We start from the raw sequence: 19,063 nt of genomic DNA, 5'->3' as shown, positions 1-19,063 counted from the left end.
AGATCATGGGTTAAGCCTTTTAAGTATGTTAATTTCAATAAAATAAACATTAGTCAGTCTGGATATCACACGCATAAACGGTTGAGAGCAAATATGCCTGTTTTTATAAACTAGCCGATTTTGCGGTAGATCATTTTTAATGTCATTAATCATACGAGCACGTTATTCGGTTAAGCGCAGTTTTGCTGGGTGACTCGTTAACAAGGAGCAGTCAATGAAAAAGGTCGCGGTGCTGTTGGCGCCAGGATTTGAAGAAGCAGAGGCCATTGTTACTCTTGATATTCTGCGACGTTTGCATATCGACGTCGAAACGCTGGCGTGTGCTGAATCACGGGCGGTGGTGAGTTACCATGATATTCCTATGGTTGCGGACAGCACGCTGAGTGAACGCCAGCAGGCGCTTTTTGATGCGGTAGTGCTGCCGGGCGGTCCGCAGGGGAGCGCTAATCTGGCGGCTAATCCGGCGGTGATCGCTTTCGTTGCGCGTCATGATGCGGCAGGCAAATTTATTTGTCCTATCTGTTCCGCGGCGGCAAGGGTGCTGGGTGCTCACGGATTGCTGAAGGTGCGTCGTTATGTCTGTTCCGGCGACCTGTGGAAAGCGGTTCCGGAAGGTGTCTATGTGGATGCGCCCGTTGTTGAAGATGGTAATTTAATTAGCGGCAAAGGCTTGGGTCATGTCTTTGATTTCGCGCTAACCCTTTCCGCCAGACTGCTGGGAGACGATGCGCCGGTTCGCGAACAGGCTGAACATATCTATTATCCCTGGTAATCGTTATTCACCCAGGGCCATAAGGATTAGCTGGCTGATGTTATGGATTAATGGGCTGGCTTTCCTGCCTTTTGGCTGATGAATTCGCTCTGGGTTATGTCATTTTCCGCTAAAACTATTCCCGCCATCAGCATTTATCTAATGAATGAAAGACAGTGCACCGTTTTACGTCTTCTCTAACAAAAATCGTTTGATTTTACCCTACATAAAAAACGCTAAAGCAGGTCAATGACTTCCCTGGGTTATGAGTTAATCGTTATTTCTGCGTGCGTATTAGGGGGCGTTTTCCTGAGAGGCGGCCTCGGAAAAATCTCATATGTGGTGGCGAGCGTACTGATATCAGGAACGGTGGAGAACGCGATGAACCTGCTCAACATTTCACCTTTTGCACAGTACGTGGTTCGCGGCTGAATCCTTCTGGCAGCAGTTATCTTCGACCATTATAAGCAAAAAGCGAAGCGTACGATTTGATGAATTAACACTCAACTAAACAGTATAGCTTCACGTCATCGCCAGCCGCTACCCCGGCTGGCGATGGTCTTTCTAAATGGCGAGCAGCGTCACACTGTCTATACTTACATGACTAATGAGACCGTTTGTGAGTCTCAATATGATGATAAGGAGGAGACCAGGGTGGCAGAACCGTTAACCGTATCCCCCGAACTCACTGCGAACTATGCGTATTTTTTTGACCTTGATGGCACATTGGCAGAGATAAAGCCTCATCCCGATCAGGTAGTGGTACCGCATAAAATCCTTCAGTTGTTAGACCGTCTCGCGGCGCACAACGCAGGGGCACTGGCATTGATTTCAGGGCGTTCAATGACTGAGCTGGATGCTTTGGCGAAGCCTTTTCGCTTTCCGCTCGCTGGCGTTCACGGGGCAGAGCGTCGTGACATCAATGGTAAAACCCATATCGTGCGCCTTCCTGAAGCGGTAGTCCGTGAGGTGGAGGCGTTATTACGTTCGACGCTTGTAGCGCTGCCCGGAACGGAGCTGGAGACGAAGGGGATGGCGTTTGCGCTGCACTACCGTCAGGCTCCGGAGCATGAAGCGGCGCTGTTGGCACTTGCGCAACACGTTACGCAGCACTGGCCGCAACTGGCGTTGCAGCCTGGTAAATGTGTTGTGGAAATCAAACCTAAGGGAACCAATAAAGGCGAAGCCATTGCTGCCTTTATGCAGGAGGCGCCCTTTGCGGGACGGATTCCCGTTTTTGTGGGCGACGATTTGACCGATGAGGCTGGCTTTGGCGTGGTGAATCACGCTGGCGGAATTTCCGTAAAAGTGGGCGTCGGGGCAACCCAGGCGGCATGGCGGCTGGAAAGCGTACCCGATGTCTGGCGCTGGCTGGAACAAATCAATTATCCACAACAAGAACAACAAGTAATGAATAACAGGAGAGATGGCTATGAGTCGTTTAGTCGTAGTATCTAATCGAATTGCCCCCCCGGATAATAAAGGCGGCGCCGGCGGCCTCGCCGTTGGCGTGCTTGGCGCGCTAAAAGCGGCTGGCGGGTTGTGGTTCGGCTGGAGTGGCGAGACAGGTAACGAGGATGAGCCATTAAAAAAGGTGACAAAAGGTAATATTACCTGGGCATCGTTTAACCTGAGCGAACAAGATTACGAAGATTATTACTGTCAATTTTCCAATGCGGTTCTCTGGCCTGCGTTCCACTATCGTCTGGACCTGGTACAGTTTCAGCGTCCTGCATGGGAAGGCTATATGCGGGTGAATGCGCTATTAGCGGATAAGTTATTGCCCCTCATTAAAGAGAACGACATCATTTGGGTGCATGACTACCACCTGTTACCGTTTGCCAGCGAGCTGCGTAAACGCGGCGTGAACAACCGAATTGGTTTTTTCCTGCATATTCCATTCCCGACTCCGGAGATTTTTAACGCTTTACCGCCGCATGATGAACTGCTGGAGCAGTTGTGTGACTTTGATCTGCTAGGGTTCCAGACCGAAAATGATCGCCTGGCTTTTCTGGATAGCCTTTCGAGTCAAACGCGAGTCACGACTCGCAGCGGCAAGCAGCATATCGCGTGGGGTAAAGACTTCCAGACAGAAGTGTATCCTATCGGTATTGAGCCCGATGAGATTGCTCTGCAGGCTGCCGGGCCGTTGCCGCCTAAACTGGCGCAGCTCAAGGCGGAACTGAAAAATGTGAAGAATATTTTTTCCGTCGAGCGGCTGGATTATTCGAAAGGGCTGCCGGAACGTTTTCTGGCGTATGAAGCGCTACTGGAAAACTACCCGCAGCATCGGGGAAAAATTCGTTATACCCAAATTGCGCCTACGTCACGCGGCGAAGTACAGGCATATCAGGATATTCGCCACCAGCTTGAGACGGAAGCAGGCCGGATTAATGGGAAATATGGACAATTGGGCTGGACGCCGCTCTATTATCTGAATCAGCATTTCGACCGTAAACTGTTAATGAAGATATTCCGTTATTCAGACGTCGGGCTCGTCACCCCGTTGCGTGACGGGATGAGCCTGGTGGCGAAAGAGTTTGTCGCCGCGCAGGACCCCGCTAATCCTGGCGTACTGGTACTGTCACAGTTTGCCGGCGCAGCGAATGAACTGACGTCGGCGTTAATCGTCAATCCTTACGATCGGGATGACGTGGCGGCGGCGCTCAATCGTGCGTTAACGATGCCCCTTGCCGAGCGTATTTCGCGCCATGCGGAAATGCTGGACGTGATCGTTAAAAATGACATTAACCGCTGGCAGGAGCGTTTTATTCATGACCTAAAGGAGGTCACGCCGCGTAGCCCTGAGCGCCAGCAGCAGAACAACGTGGCGACGTTCCCTAAGCTGGCCTGAAATATCGCGAGCGGCGACTAGTCGCCCGCTAACGGTACCAGCAACACATCTACCTGGCTGGCGCTGACGACACTTTTTGCCGAGCAGGATGCGCGCGAAAAGAAACTATGGTTATGGTTGCCGCAAATGACCAGATCAACATGGTGTTTGCGGCACACAGCCAAAATATGCTGGCTTAACTCACCTGATGCGATGAAAGTTTGTTCAATCGGATAATCCGCCTTTTCCCCCAGCATCTTAAGAAAATTCTCGGTCTCCTCATGCATAACCGCGCGTAAATCCTCCATCATGGGCGCGGCGAACTGGTTATACAGTTCAGGATCGGAAGCGAGAGTAATCAGGCTTACTTTCGCCTGGACAGGGCGGGCGATAGAGACAGCTTTAGCCAGTAGCTGGTGACTTTCCGGGGTGACGGCAACGGCGACAAGAATATGGGTGTAGCTCATAACTCGCTCCTTGATTGCAAGAATATGAGATCGTGCTTTAGCTTTACTCTGTTTATCGCATTTCTGCAATGCGCTAATGCCACATTAATGTGAAGGACATCATAATTAATCATTAATTATTCTTATGTAAAGAATCGTGGCATAAGACACTTTTTACACACCACCAGGATGCTTCATTTAAATGGGTGAACAATGAAAGCTAAAAGTTAAATCAAATGAGCTTATTTTTAACAGCGGAGGGCGTATGCTGTGACGAGATTAATTAATAACGTTTAATATTTAAGCTACTGTTTACTAAAGGTAAAATAAAAGCGTTTCTAAAATAGAAATAATAGCCTGTTATCTATTATCCTAGCGTTATTTTAACAGAGAGAAACAAAAAAGAATTTGGTGTTGACGTACCCCTATTCAGCAGTGTGGAATAGAAAAAGTGAACATTAGGTTATTAATTAAACAAAGTAAAAGCCATGCTGATGGTTTTATCGTAAGTATTCCGGTAGATTATGTGATCTGCATCACATATTTTCTAAAATCGCCGTCCCGCTCCGTTGTATGTCACGAAGCTGACGAGTAGAGTTGCGTCGAATTAGGAAAAATCTTAGGCATTTGTAAAAATTGATGTAAACGTGTAAGGCGAATCTCAGTGGGAGGCTGCGTTATACGTCACAATGTCCATAATGTCTGAGCGCTGCTATGCATTTGACCTTTTTGCTTCTTTTACCGGGCCTTCCCGGCGACATCACGGGGTGCGGCTACGTCGCACAAAAATAAAGTTGGTTATTCTGGATGGGAACAATGCATACATCCGAGTTGCTAAAACACATTTATGACATCAATTTGTCATATTTACTCCTTGCACAGCGTTTGATCGTCCAGGACAAAGCATCTGCGATGTTCCGCCTCGGTATCAACGAAGAGATGGCAAACACACTGGGCGCGTTGACCCTGCCGCAGATGGTCAAACTGGCGGAGACGAACCAGTTAGTTTGTCATTTCCGGTTTGACGATCATCAGACGATCACCCGTTTGACTCAGGATTCGCGCGTCGATGATTTACAGCAGATTCACACAGGTATCATGCTTTCAACGCGTTTGCTCAATGAAGTGGACGATACGGCGCGTAAGAAAAGGGCATGATAATGAGTGAAAAAAGCATTGTTCAGGAAGCTCGCGATATCCAGTTGGCGATGGAGTTGATTAATCTTGGCGCTCGTCTACAAATGCTGGAAAGCGAAACACAGCTCAGCCGTGGTCGCCTCATCAGGCTGTACAAAGAATTACGCGGTGGCCCGCCGCCTAAAGGGATGCTGCCATTTTCGACAGACTGGTTTATGACCTGGGAGCAAAATATTCATGCCTCCATGTTCTGCAACGCCTGGCCATTTTTACTGAAAACCGGCTTATGCAGCGGTGTGGATGCGGTGATTAAAGCTTATCGGCTTTATCTTGAGCAGTGTCCGCAACCGCCTGAAGGGCCGTTGTTGGCGCTGACTCGCGCATGGACGTTGGTGCGTTTTGTTGAAAGTGGGTTGCTTGAATTGTCGAGCTGTAACTGCTGCGGTGGGAACTTTATTACCCATGCGCATCAGCCCGTAGGCAGCTTTGCGTGTAGTTTATGCCAGCCGCCATCCCGCGCAGTAAAAAGACGTAAACTTTCCCGAGATGCTGCCGATATTATTCCACAACTGCTGGATGAACAGATCGAACAGGCTGTTTAACCGAAACGGTGTGGACAAACACTCCAGCAGCGGTAAGTCATTACCGCTGCTTTTTTTTGCCTTGCCTTCGCGTTAATCGCCCGACTGCGCATCCTGTCATAGTCAACAGCGGAAGGATGATGTCGTGCTTATCTTATTAGGTTACCTGGTGGTTATCGGTACAGTTTTCGGCGGTTATGTCATGACCGGCGGACACCTTGGGGCACTTTATCAACCTGCTGAACTGGTCATCATTGGCGGCGCGGGGATAGGGGCGTTCATTGTCGGCAACAACGGGAAGGCCATCAAAGGCACGATGAAAGCGATCCCGTTGTTATTTCGTCGTTCGAAATACACAAAATCTATGTACATGGATTTGCTGGCGTTGCTCTATCGCCTGATGGCCAAATCACGCCAGCAGGGGATGTTCTCCCTTGAACGCGATATTGAAAATCCGAAAGAGAGTGAAATCTTCGCTAGTTATCCGCGTATTCTGGCCGATGCGGTAATGCTTGATTTTATTGTCGATTATCTGCGCCTGATCATCAGCGGCAACATGAATACGTTCGAAATTGAAGCGTTGATGGATGAAGAGATTGAAACCCATGAAAGCGAGGCGGAAGTCCCGGCCAACAGCCTGGCGATGGTGGGGGATTCGCTGCCTGCCTTTGGTATTGTCGCGGCGGTAATGGGGGTGGTTCACGCTCTGGCTTCAGCCGATCGTCCGGCAGCGGAGTTGGGGGCGCTGATTGCCCATGCCATGGTAGGTACGTTCCTCGGTATTTTACTGGCTTATGGATTCATTTCACCGTTAGCGACCGTTTTGCGCCAGAAGAGCGCCGAAACCACCAAGATGATGCAGTGCGTAAAAATTACACTGCTGTCTAATCTGAACGGCTATGCGCCGCCGATTGCCGTGGAATTTGGTCGTAAAACGCTTTATTCCAGTGAGCGTCCATCGTTTATTGAGTTGGAAGAACACGTTCGTGCAGTAAGAAACCCAAACCAGCAGCAGACGACTGAGGAAGCATGAAAAATCAGGCTCATCCCATTGTCGTCGTAAAACGCCGCAGGCACAAACCGCACGGCGGCGGGGCGCACGGTTCCTGGAAAATTGCCTACGCCGATTTTATGACGGCGATGATGGCTTTTTTTCTGGTGATGTGGCTGATTTCCATCTCCAGCCCTAAAGAATTAATTCAGATTGCCGAATATTTTCGTACGCCGTTGGCCACCGCGGTAACGGGGGGGAATCGGATTGCCAATAGCGAGAGCCCGATACCAGGCGGAGGCGATGATTACACCCAACAGCAGGGTGAAGTGGAAAAGCAGCCGAATATCGACGAGCTGAAAAAACGGATGGAGCAGAGTCGCTTAAACAAACTGCGCGGCGATCTAGATCAACTGATCGAATCCGATCCCAAACTGCGCGCGTTACGTCCGCATCTGAAAATTGATTTAGTTCAGGAGGGGTTGCGCATCCAGATTATCGACAGCCAGAACCGCCCGATGTTTAAAACCGGCAGCGCCGAAGTTGAGCCGTATATGCGCGATATCCTGCGTGCGATTGCGCCAGTGTTAAACGGTATACCTAATCGCATTAGCCTGGCCGGCCATACCGATGACTTTCCCTACGCGAACGGCGAAAAAGGCTATAGCAACTGGGAATTATCCGCCGATCGCGCCAATGCCTCGCGTCGCGAACTGGTCGCTGGGGGGCTGGATAACGGGAAAGTATTACGGGTGGTTGGCATGGCCGCCACGATGCGGCTGAGCGATCGCGGTCCTGATGACGCCATCAACCGCCGTATAAGCCTGCTGGTGTTAAACAAACAGGCGGAACAGGCCATTTTGCATGAAAACGCTGAAAGCCAGAATGAGCCGGTAAGTGTATTACAACAGCCTGCGGCAGCCCCGCCGGCAAGCGTACCCACATCGCCAAAAGCGGAACCGAGGTGATAGCGTGAGCATGGATATTAGCGATTTTTATCAGACATTTTTTGATGAAGCTGACGAGCTGTTGGCTGATATGGAGCAGCATCTGCTGGATTTGGTGCCGGAATCCCCGGACGCTGAACAACTGAACGCCATTTTTCGCGCGGCGCACTCCATTAAAGGCGGCGCGGGCACATTCGGCTTCACTATTCTGCAGGAAACCACGCATTTAATGGAAAACCTGCTGGATGAAGCCCGACGCGGTGAAATGCAGCTCAATACCGACATTATCAACCTGTTTTTGGAAACGAAAGATATTATGCAGGAACAGCTCGACGCCTATAAAAACTCCGAAGAGCCGGATGCCGCAAGCTTCGAATATATCTGCAATGCGCTACGCCAGTTGGCGCTGGAGGCGAAAGGCGAAACCACGCCGGCGGTCGTAGAAACCGCGGCACTAAGCGCGGCGATCCAGGAAGAGAGCGTAGCCGAAACCGAATCGCCTCGTGACGAGAGTAAACTGCGCATTGTACTTTCACGGTTGAAAGCCAGTGAGGTCGATCTGCTTGAAGAAGAGTTGAGTAATCTGGCTACTCTGACGGATGTCGTTAAGGGGGCAGATTCACTGTCGGCAACTCTGGATGGCAGCGTCGCGGAAGATGACATTGTCGCGGTGATCTGTTTTGTCATCGAGGCCGATCAGATCGCTTTTGAAAAAGTGGTCGCCGCGCCCGTGGAAAAAGCGCAAGAGAAAACCGAGGTAGCGCCGGTAGCGCCTCCGGCAGTCGTTGCGCCAGCCGCCAAAAGCGCGGCCCATGAACATCATGCGGGGCGTGAAAAACCTGCGCGTGAACGCGAGTCCACCAGCATTCGCGTGGCGGTAGAGAAAGTGGATCAGCTCATAAACCTGGTCGGCGAGTTAGTGATTACCCAGTCAATGTTGGCCCAGCGTTCTAACGAGCTGGACCCGGTAAACCACGGCGATCTCATTACCAGTATGGGGCAGTTACAACGTAACGCCCGCGACTTACAAGAGTCGGTGATGTCGATTCGTATGATGCCTATGGAGTACGTCTTCAGCCGTTTCCCGCGTCTGGTACGCGATTTAGCGGGCAAACTGGGCAAGCAGGTAGAGCTGACGCTGGTGGGGAGCTCCACTGAACTTGATAAAAGCCTGATCGAACGCATTATCGACCCGCTGACGCACCTGGTGCGCAACAGTCTCGACCACGGGATTGAAATGCCGGAAAAACGCCTTGAGGCGGGGAAAAATGTTGTCGGCAATCTGATTCTTTCCGCAGAACATCAGGGCGGGAATATTTGTATTGAAGTGACCGATGACGGCGCGGGGCTTAACCGTGAGCGTATCCTGGCGAAGGCCATGTCGCAGGGGATGGCGGTGAATGAAAACATGACCGACGATGAAGTAGGCATGTTGATCTTCGCGCCGGGATTCTCAACTGCGGAACAGGTCACGGATGTCTCCGGTCGCGGCGTTGGCATGGATGTGGTGAAACGTAACATTCAGGAGATGGGCGGTCACGTTGAGATCCAGTCAAAACAAGGCTCCGGCACCACGATTCGTATTCTGCTGCCGCTGACGCTGGCCATCCTCGATGGGATGTCGGTTCGCGTGGCGGGGGAAGTTTTTATCCTGCCGTTAAATGCGGTGATGGAGTCGCTGCAACCTCGTGAAGAGGATCTTCATCCGCTGGCGGGCGGCGAACGGGTTCTGGAAGTTCGCGGCGAGTATTTGCCGCTGGTCGAATTGTGGAAAGTGTTTGACGTGGACGGGGCGAAAACCGAAGCCACGCAGGGCATTGTTGTGATCCTGCAAAGCGCGGGACGCCGTTACGCGCTGCTGGTCGATCAGCTCATCGGTCAGCACCAGGTGGTGGTCAAAAATCTGGAAAGCAATTATCGCAAGGTACCGGGGATTTCCGCCGCGACGATCCTGGGCGACGGCAGCGTCGCGCTGATTGTTGATGTTTCCGCATTGCAGGGTTTAAACCGCGAACAACGTATGGCGATCACAGCCGCCTGATTGAGTGAGAAGGGAATAATATGACCGGTATGAGTAATGTAAGCAAACTGGCCGGCGAGCCGTCAGGTCAGGAATTCCTGGTGTTTACACTGGGAAATGAAGAGTACGGCATCGATATCCTGAAAGTGCAGGAGATCCGTGGCTATGACCAGGTGACGCGCATCGCCAATACACCGGCCTTTATAAAAGGGGTGACTAACCTGCGCGGCGTGATTGTCCCCATTGTCGATCTGCGCGTGAAATTCTGCGAAGGCGACGTTGAGTATGATGACAATACGGTAGTGATCGTACTGAATCTGGGGCAACGTGTCGTCGGGATAGTGGTAGACGGCGTGTCTGACGTACTGTCGTTAACGGCGGAACAGATCCGTCCGGCGCCAGAATTTGCCGTGACCTTGTCAACAGAATATTTGACGGGATTGGGCGCGCTCGGCGAGCGTATGCTGATTCTGGTGAATATCGAAAAACTGCTTAACAGCGAAGAGATGGCGCTGCTGGATATCGCAGCATCACACGTCGCGTAATAACGTTGCCGGATGGCGTCGCGCCATCCGGCAATATTCACCGTTATGCTTCCGCCAGCGGTGAGAGTTCCTCTTCATCGCCCGCGCCCAGCCCCTGCATTTTGTGCCGACATCGCCGCTGCGACGCTGTTATTGTCAATATCGTCTTCCGGAACAACGTATTTCCTTTTTGCAAAAGTAAAGTTATCACCGCAGGTGCCGATAACGTTGATAACTCGTTATCAGGAAGGTGCCTTATGTTTAACCGTATCCGCGTTGTCACAATGCTGATGATGGTGCTGGGGGTTTTCGCACTGCTACAGCTTGTTTCCGGTGGTTTGCTGTTTTCTTCATTGCAGCATAACCAGCAAGGTTTTGTTATTTCTAACGAATTACGCCAGCAACAAAGCGAACTCACGTCGACATGGGACTTAATGCTGCAAACGCGCATTAACCTGATCCGCTCCGCCGCACGCATGATGATGGACGCTTCTAACCAGCAGAGCAGCGCCAAAACGGATTTACTCCAGAATGCAAAAACGACCCTCGCACAGGCGGCGGCGCACTACGCCAATTTCAAAAACATGACGCCATTGCCAGCGATGGCGGAGGCCAGCGCGAACGTCGATGAAAAATATCAGCGCTATCAGGCCGCATTAGCCGAACTTATTCAGTTTCTGGACAATGGCAATATGGATGCCTACTTCGCCCAGCCAACCCAGGGAATGCAAAACGCGTTGGGCGAGGCGCTGGGCAATTACGCCCGGGTGAGCGAAAACCTGTACCGCCAGACATTTGATCAAAGCGCTCATGACTACCGTTTTGCGCAATGGCAACTGGGGGGGCTTGCGGTCGTGCTGGTGCTGATTTTGATGGTGGTTTGGTTCGGCATTCGTCATGCCCTGCTTAACCCATTAGCGCGAGTGATTACTCATATCCGTGAAATTGCCAGCGGCGATCTGACGAAAACGCTCACCGTCTCAGGACGTAATGAAATTGGCGAACTGGCGGGAACGGTTGAACATATGCAACGCTCGCTGATTGACACCGTGACGCAGGTTCGTGAAGGTTCGGATGCGATTTATTCCGGCACCAGTGAAATTGCCGCCGGTAATACCGACCTCTCTTCCCGTACCGAACAACAAGCCTCCGCTCTGGAGGAGACGGCGGCCAGCATGGAGCAACTGACGGCCACCGTGAAGCAAAACGCCGATAACGCCCGTCAGGCTTCGCAACTGGCGCAAAGCGCCTCCGAGACCGCGCGTCATGGCGGCAAAGTGGTCGACGGCGTGGTAAACACCATGCACGAAATTGCCGACAGTTCGAAAAAAATCGCTGACCTTATCAGCGTTATCGACGGTATTGCCTTCCAGACTAACATTCTGGCGCTGAACGCGGCGGTAGAAGCGGCGCGCGCGGGAGAGCAGGGGCGCGGTTTTGCGGTCGTGGCAGGCGAGGTGCGTAATCTGGCCAGCCGCAGCGCCCAGGCGGCGAAAGAAATAAAAGCGTTGATTGAAGATTCCGTCTCGCGTGTCGATACCGGTTCTGTGCTGGTGGAAAGCGCCGGGGAAACCATGACTGACATCGTCAATGCCGTTACGCGCGTCACGGATATCATGGGCGAAATCGCCTCCGCCTCGGATGAGCAAAGCCGGGGTATCGATCAGGTCGCTTTGGCCGTTTCCGAAATGGATCGCGTAACGCAACAGAACGCCTCGCTGGTTCAGGAATCCGCAGCGGCCGCCGCCGCGCTGGAAGAGCAGGCCAGCCGTCTGACCCAGGCGGTATCTGCTTTCCGCCTGGCATCGCGACCGCTGGTGGCAAATAAACCTGAGATGCGTTTGTCAGTGGACGCTCAGTCCGGCAATACGCCGCGGTCAGTAGCCGCCGGGGATGATGCGAACTGGGAAACCTTCTGATCGACGTGCGCTGTCGGTTCTCGATTAATTTGCGAACCCGCCGATACATTTCGTCTGGTTCGCATAGATAAAAGCAAAAAATGTGTAATACGGGAAGCATGGCGCTGCCGCAGGGCGCGCCCGTTGTACTTTGAATGTGATTAAGAAGGCGCTATGACATCATCTCTGCCCTCCGGGCAAACGTCAGTATTGTTACAGATGACACAGCGCCTCGCGCTGTCCGACGCGCATTTTCGTCGGATATGTCAATTAATCTACCAGCGCGCAGGGATCGTGCTGGCCGACCATAAGCGGGATATGGTTTATAACCGCCTGGTCCGTCGGCTGCGTGCCCTGGGACTGGATGATTTTGGCCGTTATCTCAGTATGCTGGAGGCTAATCAAAACAGCGCTGAGTGGCAGGCTTTTATCAACGCTCTGACTACCAACCTGACCGCTTTTTTTCGCGAGGCGCACCATTTTCCCATCCTTGCGGAACATGCGCGTCGCCGCCACGGCGAGTACCGCGTCTGGAGTGCGGAGGCATCGACAGGAGAAGAACCTTACAGTATCGCCATTACGCTGGCGGATGCGTTAGGGATGGCCCTCGGTCGCTGGAAAGTATTCGCCAGCGATATTGATACTGAAGTGCTGGAAAAAGCGAGAAGCGGTATTTATCGCCTCAGCGAACTGAAAACGTTATCGCCGCAGCAGCTACAACGTTACTTCATGCGCGGTACGGGGCCGCATGAAGGACTGGTGCGCGTGCGTCAGGAACTGGCCAATTATGTTGAATTTTCCTCCGTTAATTTATTGGAAAAGCAGTACAACGTACCCGGTCCCTTTGACGCGATTTTTTGCCGTAACGTCATGATCTATTTTGATAAAACGACTCAGGAGGACATTCTGCGCCGTTTTGTTCCACTCCTTAAACCTGACGGACTGTTGTTTGCCGGTCACTCAGAAAACTTTAGCAACCTCGTGCGCGAGTTTAGCCTGCGCGGACAGACGGTGTATGCGCTAAGTAAGGATAAAGCATGAGTAAAATCAGGGTATTGTCAGTTGATGATTCCGCGCTAATGCGCCAAATCATGACTGAAATTATTAATAGCCATAGCGATATGGAGATGGTGGCGACTGCGCCGGACCCGTTGGTCGCCAGGGATCTCATCAAAAAATTTAATCCGGACGTATTGACCCTGGACGTTGAGATGCCGCGTATGGACGGCCTCGATTTTCTGGAAAAACTGATGCGCCTGCGACCGATGCCGGTGGTGATGGTCTCTTCGCTGACCGGGAAAGGTTCTGAAGTGACGCTACGGGCGCTGGAGTTGGGGGCCATCGATTTTGTCACCAAACCGCAGCTTGGCATTCGTGAAGGTATGCTGGCGTATAGCGAGATGATCGCCGAAAAAGTGCGTACCGCCGCGCGGGCCCGCATCGCCGCACATAAACCGATGGCGGCCCCGGCAACCTTAAAAGCCGGTCCGCTGCTCAGTTCCGAAAAACTGATTGCTATCGGCGCTTCAACGGGCGGTACTGAAGCTATCCGACATGTGCTGCAACCGCTGCCGCTTTCCAGTCCGGCAGTGATTATTACGCAGCATATGCCGCCTGGCTTTACCCGCTCGTTTGCCGAGCGTCTGAATAAACTCTGTCAAATCAGCGTGAAGGAGGCGGAGGACGGCGAACGCGTATTGCCAGGTCATGCCTACATTGCGCCCGGCGACAAGCATATGGAGCTGGCGCGTAGCGGGGCGAATTATCAAATCAAAATTCATGATGGCCCGCCGGTAAACCGGCATCGGCCTTCCGTGGATGTGCTGTTTCATTCGGTGGCGAAACACGCGGGGCGCAACGCCGTAGGCGTCATTCTTACGGGGATGGGCAACGATGGCGCCGCTGGAATGTTAGCGATGTACCAGGCTGGCGCCTGGACCATTGCGCAAAACGAAGCAAGTTGTGTGGTGTTCGGCATGCCGCGCGAGGCCATCAATATGGGTGGCGTAAGCGAAGTGGTCGATCTTAGCCAGGTAAGCCAGCAGATGCTGGCGAAAATCAGTGCCGGACAGGCGATACGTATTTGAACCAGGAGTAGTATTTTATGGCGGATAAAGAGCTTAAATTTTTGGTTGTGGATGACTTTTCGACCATGCGTCGTATCGTGCGCAACCTCTTAAAAGAGCTTGGATTTAACAATGTGGAAGAGGCCGAAGACGGCGTCGATGCGCTGAACAAGCTCCAGGCGGGCGGCTTTGGTTTTATTATCTCCGACTGGAACATGCCGAACATGGATGGCCTGGAGCTGCTGAAAACCATTCGCGCCGATAGCGCCATGTCGGCGTTACCCGTGTTGATGGTCACGGCGAAAGCCAAAAAAGAGAATATTATCGCCGCCGCACAGGCTGGCGCCAGCGGTTATGTCGTAAAACCGTTCACCGCAGCGACTCTGGAAGAGAAGCTCAACAAAATCTTTGAGAAACTGGGCATGTGAGGATGCGATGATGATGCAACCATCTATCAAGCCTGCTGATGAAGGTTCAGCAGGAGACATCATTGCGCGCATCGGTAGTCTGACCCGAATGCTGCGCGACAGCCTGCGTGAGCTGGGGCTGGACCAGGCGATTGCCGAAGCGGCGGAGGCGATCCCTGATGCGCGCGACCGTCTGGATTACGTCGTCCAGATGACGGCGCAGGCGGCGGAACGCGCGCTAAACAGTGTCGAAGCCTCGCAGCCGCATCAGGATGCGATGGAGAAAGAGGCGAAAGCGCTAACCCAACGTTGGGACGAGTGGTTTGACAATCCGATCGAGCTTGCCGACGCCCATGAACTGGTGACGGATACGCGCCAGTTTCTCAGGGATGTCCCGGGCCATACCAGCTTTACTAACGCGCAACTGCTGGACATCATGATGGCGCAGGATTTCCAGGATCTGACGGGTCAGGTGATCAAACGCATGATGGACGTGATTCAGGAGATTGAGCGCCAGTTATTAATGGTACTGCTGGAAAACATCCCGGAACAGAGCGCACGACCAAAACGCGAGAACGAAAGCTTACTCAACGGCCCGCAGGTGGATACCTCGAAAGCTGGCGTCGTCGCCAGTCAGGATCAGGTGGACGACCTGCTGGACAGTCTTGGGTTTTAAGCTTTTTTGACCTGATGGCGCTGCGCTTATCGGGTTCGAATCCGTCAACCCGGCCGGATACGAGACTTTCTTATCGTATCCGGCTATCTCTATTAACGCCATAAACCCCGCCTTTTTTACCGCTTACTCTGCCCATTGGCGTAAAGCGGTTCTGGCATCATTCTCGCTTATCAATCTATCCAGGGTTTGCTGCGTGGCAGAAGAGAGCGACGACGACAAAACAGAAGCCCCCACACCCCACCGACTTGAAAAAGCGCGGGAAGAAGGGCAGATCCCCCGTTCCAGAGAACTGACCTCACTGCTGATATTGCTGGTGGGCGTTTGTATTATTTGGTTCGGCGGCGAGTCGTTAGCGCGGCAACTGGCGGGAATGCTCTCAGCAGGCCTGCACTTCGATCACCGTATGGTGAACGATCCTAACCTGATCCTGGGGCAGATAATTTTGCTGATTAAAGCGGCGATGATGGCACTGCTACCGCTCATCGCGGGCGTGGTACTGGTGGCGCTTATCTCGCCGGTTATGCTTGGCGGCCTGATTTTTAGCGGTAAGTCGCTACAGCCAAAATTTTCTAAATTAAACCCGCTGCCGGGAATTAAGCGCATGTTTTCGGCGCAGACCGGCGCGGAACTGCTAAAAGCGGTGTTGAAATCCACGCTGGTCGGCTGCGTTACCGGCTTTTATCTCTGGTATCACTGGCCACAAATGATGCGCCTGATGGCGGAGTCGCCGATCGTCGCAATGGGGAATGCGCTGGATCTGGTTGGACTCTGCGCGTTACTGGTGGTACTGGGCGTGATTCCGATGGTGGGATTTGACGTGTTTTTCCAGATCTTTAGCCACCTGAAAAAATTACGCATGTCGCGGCAGGACATTCGCGACGAATTTAAAGAGAGCGAAGGCGATCCGCATGTTAAGGGCAAAATTCGCCAGATGCAACGCGCCGCCGCTGGCGCGGGCATTATATCGCCACGCCGAAATCGGTCAGCAAATTCCCGGGCAGTTATATGCTGCCGTTGCGGAAGTGTTGGCCTGGGTCTGGCAGCTTAAACGCTGGCGGCTTGCGGGCGGGCAACGTCCTCCACAACCTGAGAACCTTCCGGTGCCAGAAGCGCTGGATTTTATGAACGAGAAGAATACTGATGGCTAATCTGGTCGCGATGCTGCGCCTACCCAGCAACCTGAAATCGACGCAATGGCAAATTCTTGCCGGGCCGATCCTCATTCTGCTGATTTTGTCGATGATGGTGCTGCCGCTGCCTGCTTTTATCCTCGACTTATTGTTTACCTTTAATATTGCGCTATCGATCATGGTGCTGCTGGTGGCGATGTTTACCCAGAGTACTCTGGATTTTGCCGCGTTTCCGACCATCCTGCTGTTTACCACGCTACTGCGTCTGGCGCTTAACGTAGCCTCAACGCGCATTATTTTGATGGAAGGGCATACCGGCGCGGCGGCGGCGGGAAAGGTAGTGGAGGCGTTCGGTCATTTCCTGGTCGGCGGTAACTTCGCGATCGGGATTGTGGTTTTTATCATCCTCGTCATTATCAACTTCATGGTCATCACCAAAGGCGCCGGACGTATTGCCGAAGTCGGCGCGCGCTTTGTGCTGGATGGTATGCCCGGTAAGCAAATGGCGATTGACGCCGATCTTAATGCCGGTCTGATTGGTGAAGACGAGGCCAAAAAACGGCGTTCGGAAGTCACTCAGGAAGCCGACTTCTACGGCTCGATGGACGGGGCAAGTAAATTTGTACGCGGCGACGCCATCGCCGGTATTCTCATCATGGTCATTAACGTGGTCGGCGGGCTGCTGGTCGGCGTATTGCAGCACGGAATGAGCATAGGCAGCGCGGCGGAAAGCTACACCCTGCTGACCATTGGCGACGGCCTGGTCGCCCAGATCCCGGCGCTGGTTATCTCCACGGCGGCGGGCGTCATTGTGACCCGCGTTAGTACCGATCAGGATGTTGGCGAGCAGATGGTTGGCCAACTGTCCAGTAATCCAAGGGTGATGCTGCTGGCGGCGGCGGTGCTGGGGCTGCTTGGCATGGTGCCTGGAATGCCTAACATGGTATTTTTACTCTTTACCGCCGCTTTGCTCGGCCTGGCATGGTGGCTGCGCGGGCGCGAAGAAAAAGCGCCGGAGGAGCCGCAGCCGGTAAAAATGCCGGAAAATAACTCGGTGGTCGAAGCTACCTGGAATGACGTACAGCTTGAGGATTCACTGGGAATGGAAGTGGGCTACCGCCTGATCCCGATGGTGGATTTTCAACAGGATGGCGAATTGCTCGGACGTATTCGCAGCATTCGTAAAAAATTCGCGCAGGATATGGGGTTCCTGCCGCCGGTTGTCCACATTCGCGACAATATGGATTTACAGCCTGCGCGCTACCGTATTTTGATGAAAGGGGTAGAGATCGGCAGCGGGGACGCCTATCCGGGACGCTGGCTGGCTATTAACCCCGGCACGGCGGCGGGAACGCTACCGGGCGAGAAAACCGTCGATCCAGCTTTTGGCCTTGATGCCATCTGGATTGAAAGCGCCCTGAAAGAGCAGGCGCAAATTCAGGGCTTTACCGTCGTGGAAGCCAGTACCGTTGTGGCGACGCACCTTAACCACTTGATTGGCCAATTCTCCGCCGAACTGTTTGGCCGCCAGGAAGCGCAGCAACTGTTGGGTCGTGTCTCTCAGGAGATGCCTAAACTCACGGAAGATCTGGTCCCCGGCGTCGTGACCCTCACAACTTTACACAAAGTCCTGCAAAACTTACTGGCGGAAAAAGTCCCGATTCGCGATATGCGCACCATTCTGGAAACGCTGGCGGAACATGCGCCGTTACAAAGCGATCCGCATGAATTAACCGCCGTGGTACGCGTGGCATTAGGACGAGCGATTACGCAACAGTGGTTCCCCGGTAATGAAGAAGTGCAGGTGATTGGCCTGGATACCGCGCTGGAGCGTTTGCTGCTTCAGGCATTGCAGGGCGGCGGCGGTCTTGAGCCTGGGTTGGCGGATCGCCTGCTGGCGCAGACGCAAGAGGCGCTTTCTCGCCAGGAAATGCTTGGTGCGCCGCCGGTATTACTGGTTAACCATGCGCTACGTCCATTATTGTCCCGCTTTTTGCGGCGCAGTTTACCGCAGCTGGTGGTGTTGTCGAACCTTGAGCTTTCCGATAACCGTCATATCCGCATGACGGCGACCATTGGAGGAAAATAATGCGTAAATGGCTGGCGTTGTTGCTCTTTCCCCTGACGGTTCAGGCCGCAGGCGAAGGCGCGTGGCAGGATAGCGGTATGGGTGTAACCTTAAATTACCGGGGTGTTTCCGCATCGTCTTCGCCATTGTCGGCGCGCCAGCCGGTTTCCGGTGTGATGACGCTGGTCGCCTGGCGTTATGAACTGAATGGCCCGACTCCCGCGGGCTTACGGGTACGTTTATGTTCCCAGTCCCGTTGCGTAGAACTTGATGGTCAGAGTGGCACGACCCACGGTTTTGCTCATGTTCCCGCAGTCGAGCCGCTCCGCTTTGTCTGGGAAGTCCCCGGCGGCGGCCGACTTATCCCGGCGTTAAAAGTGCGGAGCAATCAGGTGATTGTAAACTACCGCTAACCGCCCCTTTCTTTGCCAGGTGGCAGACCTGACTCTCTTTTTGAATAAATAGAAACGCTGTTTTATAAAATGGTGAGGTAGGTTGCCGGACTCTTTGCGTTTTTGCCATTTACGCTCTGGCAATGGCAGAAACAAAAAGGTTTCCGCCCAGCTTAGCTTTTACTGTAGCGAATCG

18 protein-coding genes and 2 pseudogenes are annotated in these 19,063 nt (G+C 53.0%); 18 read left to right on the top strand and 2 right to left on the bottom strand.

What is annotated here, in order from left to right; translation table 11 throughout:
- Positions 1–214 precede the first annotated feature (214 nt).
- From ACQ29O_RS13095 to otsA, 4 genes and pseudogenes are all read left to right on the top strand, one after another.
- Positions 215–772 (top strand): DJ-1/PfpI family protein, encoded by a 558-nt coding sequence (locus ACQ29O_RS13095; protein WP_020937022.1) that lies wholly within the window; start codon positions 215–217, stop codon positions 770–772.
- Positions 773–1,000: 228 nt separating this feature from the next.
- Positions 1,001–1,183, top strand: a pseudogene (araH, locus tag ACQ29O_RS13090) (L-arabinose ABC transporter permease AraH); the annotation flags it as partial.
- Between the two features lie 222 nt (positions 1,184–1,405).
- Complete coding sequence (gene otsB, locus ACQ29O_RS13085; RefSeq protein ID WP_000840114.1) at positions 1,406–2,209, top strand: trehalose-phosphatase; 804 nt, start codon at positions 1,406–1,408, stop codon at positions 2,207–2,209.
- On the top strand, positions 2,184–3,605 hold the full coding sequence (gene otsA, locus ACQ29O_RS13080; RefSeq protein ID WP_000089044.1) for an alpha,alpha-trehalose-phosphate synthase: 1,422 nt from the start codon (positions 2,184–2,186) through the stop codon (positions 3,603–3,605). The genes otsB and otsA overlap by 26 nt, the downstream gene beginning before the upstream one ends.
- A gap of 17 nt (positions 3,606–3,622) precedes the next feature.
- Here otsA and uspC read toward each other — a convergent pair whose 3' ends face one another.
- On the bottom strand, positions 3,623–4,051 hold the full coding sequence (uspC, locus tag ACQ29O_RS13075; RefSeq protein WP_000122606.1) for a universal stress protein UspC: 429 nt from the start codon (positions 4,049–4,051) through the stop codon (positions 3,623–3,625).
- Complete coding sequence (locus ACQ29O_RS13070; protein ID WP_001597434.1) at positions 4,048–4,164, bottom strand: hypothetical protein; 117 nt, start codon at positions 4,162–4,164, stop codon at positions 4,048–4,050. Before ACQ29O_RS13070 ends, uspC begins: the two co-directional genes overlap by 4 nt.
- 682 nt (positions 4,165–4,846) lie before the next feature.
- Between ACQ29O_RS13070 and flhD the strand changes: the two genes are divergently transcribed.
- The 14 genes and pseudogenes from flhD to flhE all read left to right on the top strand — a co-directional run bounded on the left by flhD (position 4,847) and on the right by flhE (position 18,888).
- A complete protein-coding gene (gene flhD / locus ACQ29O_RS13065; RefSeq protein ID WP_001518146.1) occupies positions 4,847–5,188 on the top strand; it encodes a flagellar transcriptional regulator FlhD in 342 nt (113 codons plus the stop codon).
- Positions 5,185–5,769 (top strand): flagellar transcriptional regulator FlhC, encoded by a 585-nt coding sequence (gene flhC, locus ACQ29O_RS13060; protein WP_000605983.1) that lies wholly within the window; start codon positions 5,185–5,187, stop codon positions 5,767–5,769. Before flhD ends, flhC begins: the two co-directional genes overlap by 4 nt.
- Before the next feature lie 124 nt (positions 5,770–5,893).
- Complete coding sequence (motA, locus tag ACQ29O_RS13055; protein ID WP_000906312.1) at positions 5,894–6,781, top strand: flagellar motor stator protein MotA; 888 nt, start codon at positions 5,894–5,896, stop codon at positions 6,779–6,781.
- Positions 6,778–7,707, top strand: coding sequence for a flagellar motor protein MotB (motB, locus tag ACQ29O_RS13050; protein WP_000795653.1), 930 nt, complete (start codon positions 6,778–6,780; stop codon positions 7,705–7,707). The genes motA and motB overlap by 4 nt, the downstream gene beginning before the upstream one ends.
- Before the next feature lie 4 nt (positions 7,708–7,711).
- Positions 7,712–9,727, top strand: coding sequence for a chemotaxis protein CheA (gene cheA, locus ACQ29O_RS13045; RefSeq protein WP_073938548.1), 2,016 nt, complete (start codon positions 7,712–7,714; stop codon positions 9,725–9,727).
- A 20-nt stretch (positions 9,728–9,747) separates the two neighbouring features.
- On the top strand, positions 9,748–10,251 hold the full coding sequence (cheW, locus tag ACQ29O_RS13040) for a chemotaxis protein CheW (RefSeq protein WP_000147295.1): 504 nt from the start codon (positions 9,748–9,750) through the stop codon (positions 10,249–10,251).
- Between the two features lie 236 nt (positions 10,252–10,487).
- Positions 10,488–12,149 carry a methyl-accepting chemotaxis protein II gene (gene tar, locus ACQ29O_RS13035; RefSeq protein WP_020937020.1) on the top strand — a complete coding sequence of 554 codons (1,662 nt, stop codon included), beginning with the start codon at positions 10,488–10,490 and terminating at the stop codon, positions 12,147–12,149.
- Positions 12,150–12,302: 153 nt separating this feature from the next.
- Positions 12,303–13,169 carry a protein-glutamate O-methyltransferase CheR gene (gene cheR / locus ACQ29O_RS13030; RefSeq protein WP_000204366.1) on the top strand — a complete coding sequence of 289 codons (867 nt, stop codon included), beginning with the start codon at positions 12,303–12,305 and terminating at the stop codon, positions 13,167–13,169.
- Positions 13,166–14,215, top strand: coding sequence for a protein-glutamate methylesterase/protein glutamine deamidase (gene cheB / locus ACQ29O_RS13025; RefSeq protein ID WP_000036389.1), 1,050 nt, complete (start codon positions 13,166–13,168; stop codon positions 14,213–14,215). The genes cheR and cheB overlap by 4 nt, the downstream gene beginning before the upstream one ends.
- A gap of 17 nt (positions 14,216–14,232) precedes the next feature.
- A complete protein-coding gene (gene cheY, locus ACQ29O_RS13020) occupies positions 14,233–14,622 on the top strand; it encodes a chemotaxis response regulator CheY (protein WP_020937019.1) in 390 nt (129 codons plus the stop codon).
- Positions 14,623–14,632: 10 nt separating this feature from the next.
- On the top strand, positions 14,633–15,277 hold the full coding sequence (gene cheZ, locus ACQ29O_RS13015) for a protein phosphatase CheZ (RefSeq protein WP_000983583.1): 645 nt from the start codon (positions 14,633–14,635) through the stop codon (positions 15,275–15,277).
- 193 nt (positions 15,278–15,470) lie between these two features.
- Positions 15,471–16,425, top strand: a pseudogene (locus tag ACQ29O_RS13010) (EscU/YscU/HrcU family type III secretion system export apparatus switch protein).
- Complete coding sequence (gene flhA / locus ACQ29O_RS13005; RefSeq protein ID WP_000002398.1) at positions 16,418–18,496, top strand: flagellar biosynthesis protein FlhA; 2,079 nt, start codon at positions 16,418–16,420, stop codon at positions 18,494–18,496. Before ACQ29O_RS13010 ends, flhA begins: the two are co-directional and overlap by 8 nt.
- On the top strand, positions 18,496–18,888 hold the full coding sequence (flhE, locus tag ACQ29O_RS13000; protein WP_001233619.1) for a flagellar protein FlhE: 393 nt from the start codon (positions 18,496–18,498) through the stop codon (positions 18,886–18,888). The genes flhA and flhE overlap by 1 nt, the downstream gene beginning before the upstream one ends.
- Positions 18,889–19,063 lie beyond the last annotated feature (175 nt).

Origin of the sequence: Salmonella sp. GDC200615 (assembly GCF_050574145.1) — a bacterium.
GTDB lineage: Bacteria > Pseudomonadota > Gammaproteobacteria > Enterobacterales > Enterobacteriaceae > Salmonella > Salmonella enterica.
Note: the sequence above shows the minus strand (reverse complement) of the source record. Positions and strands in the feature narration are given on the sequence as shown.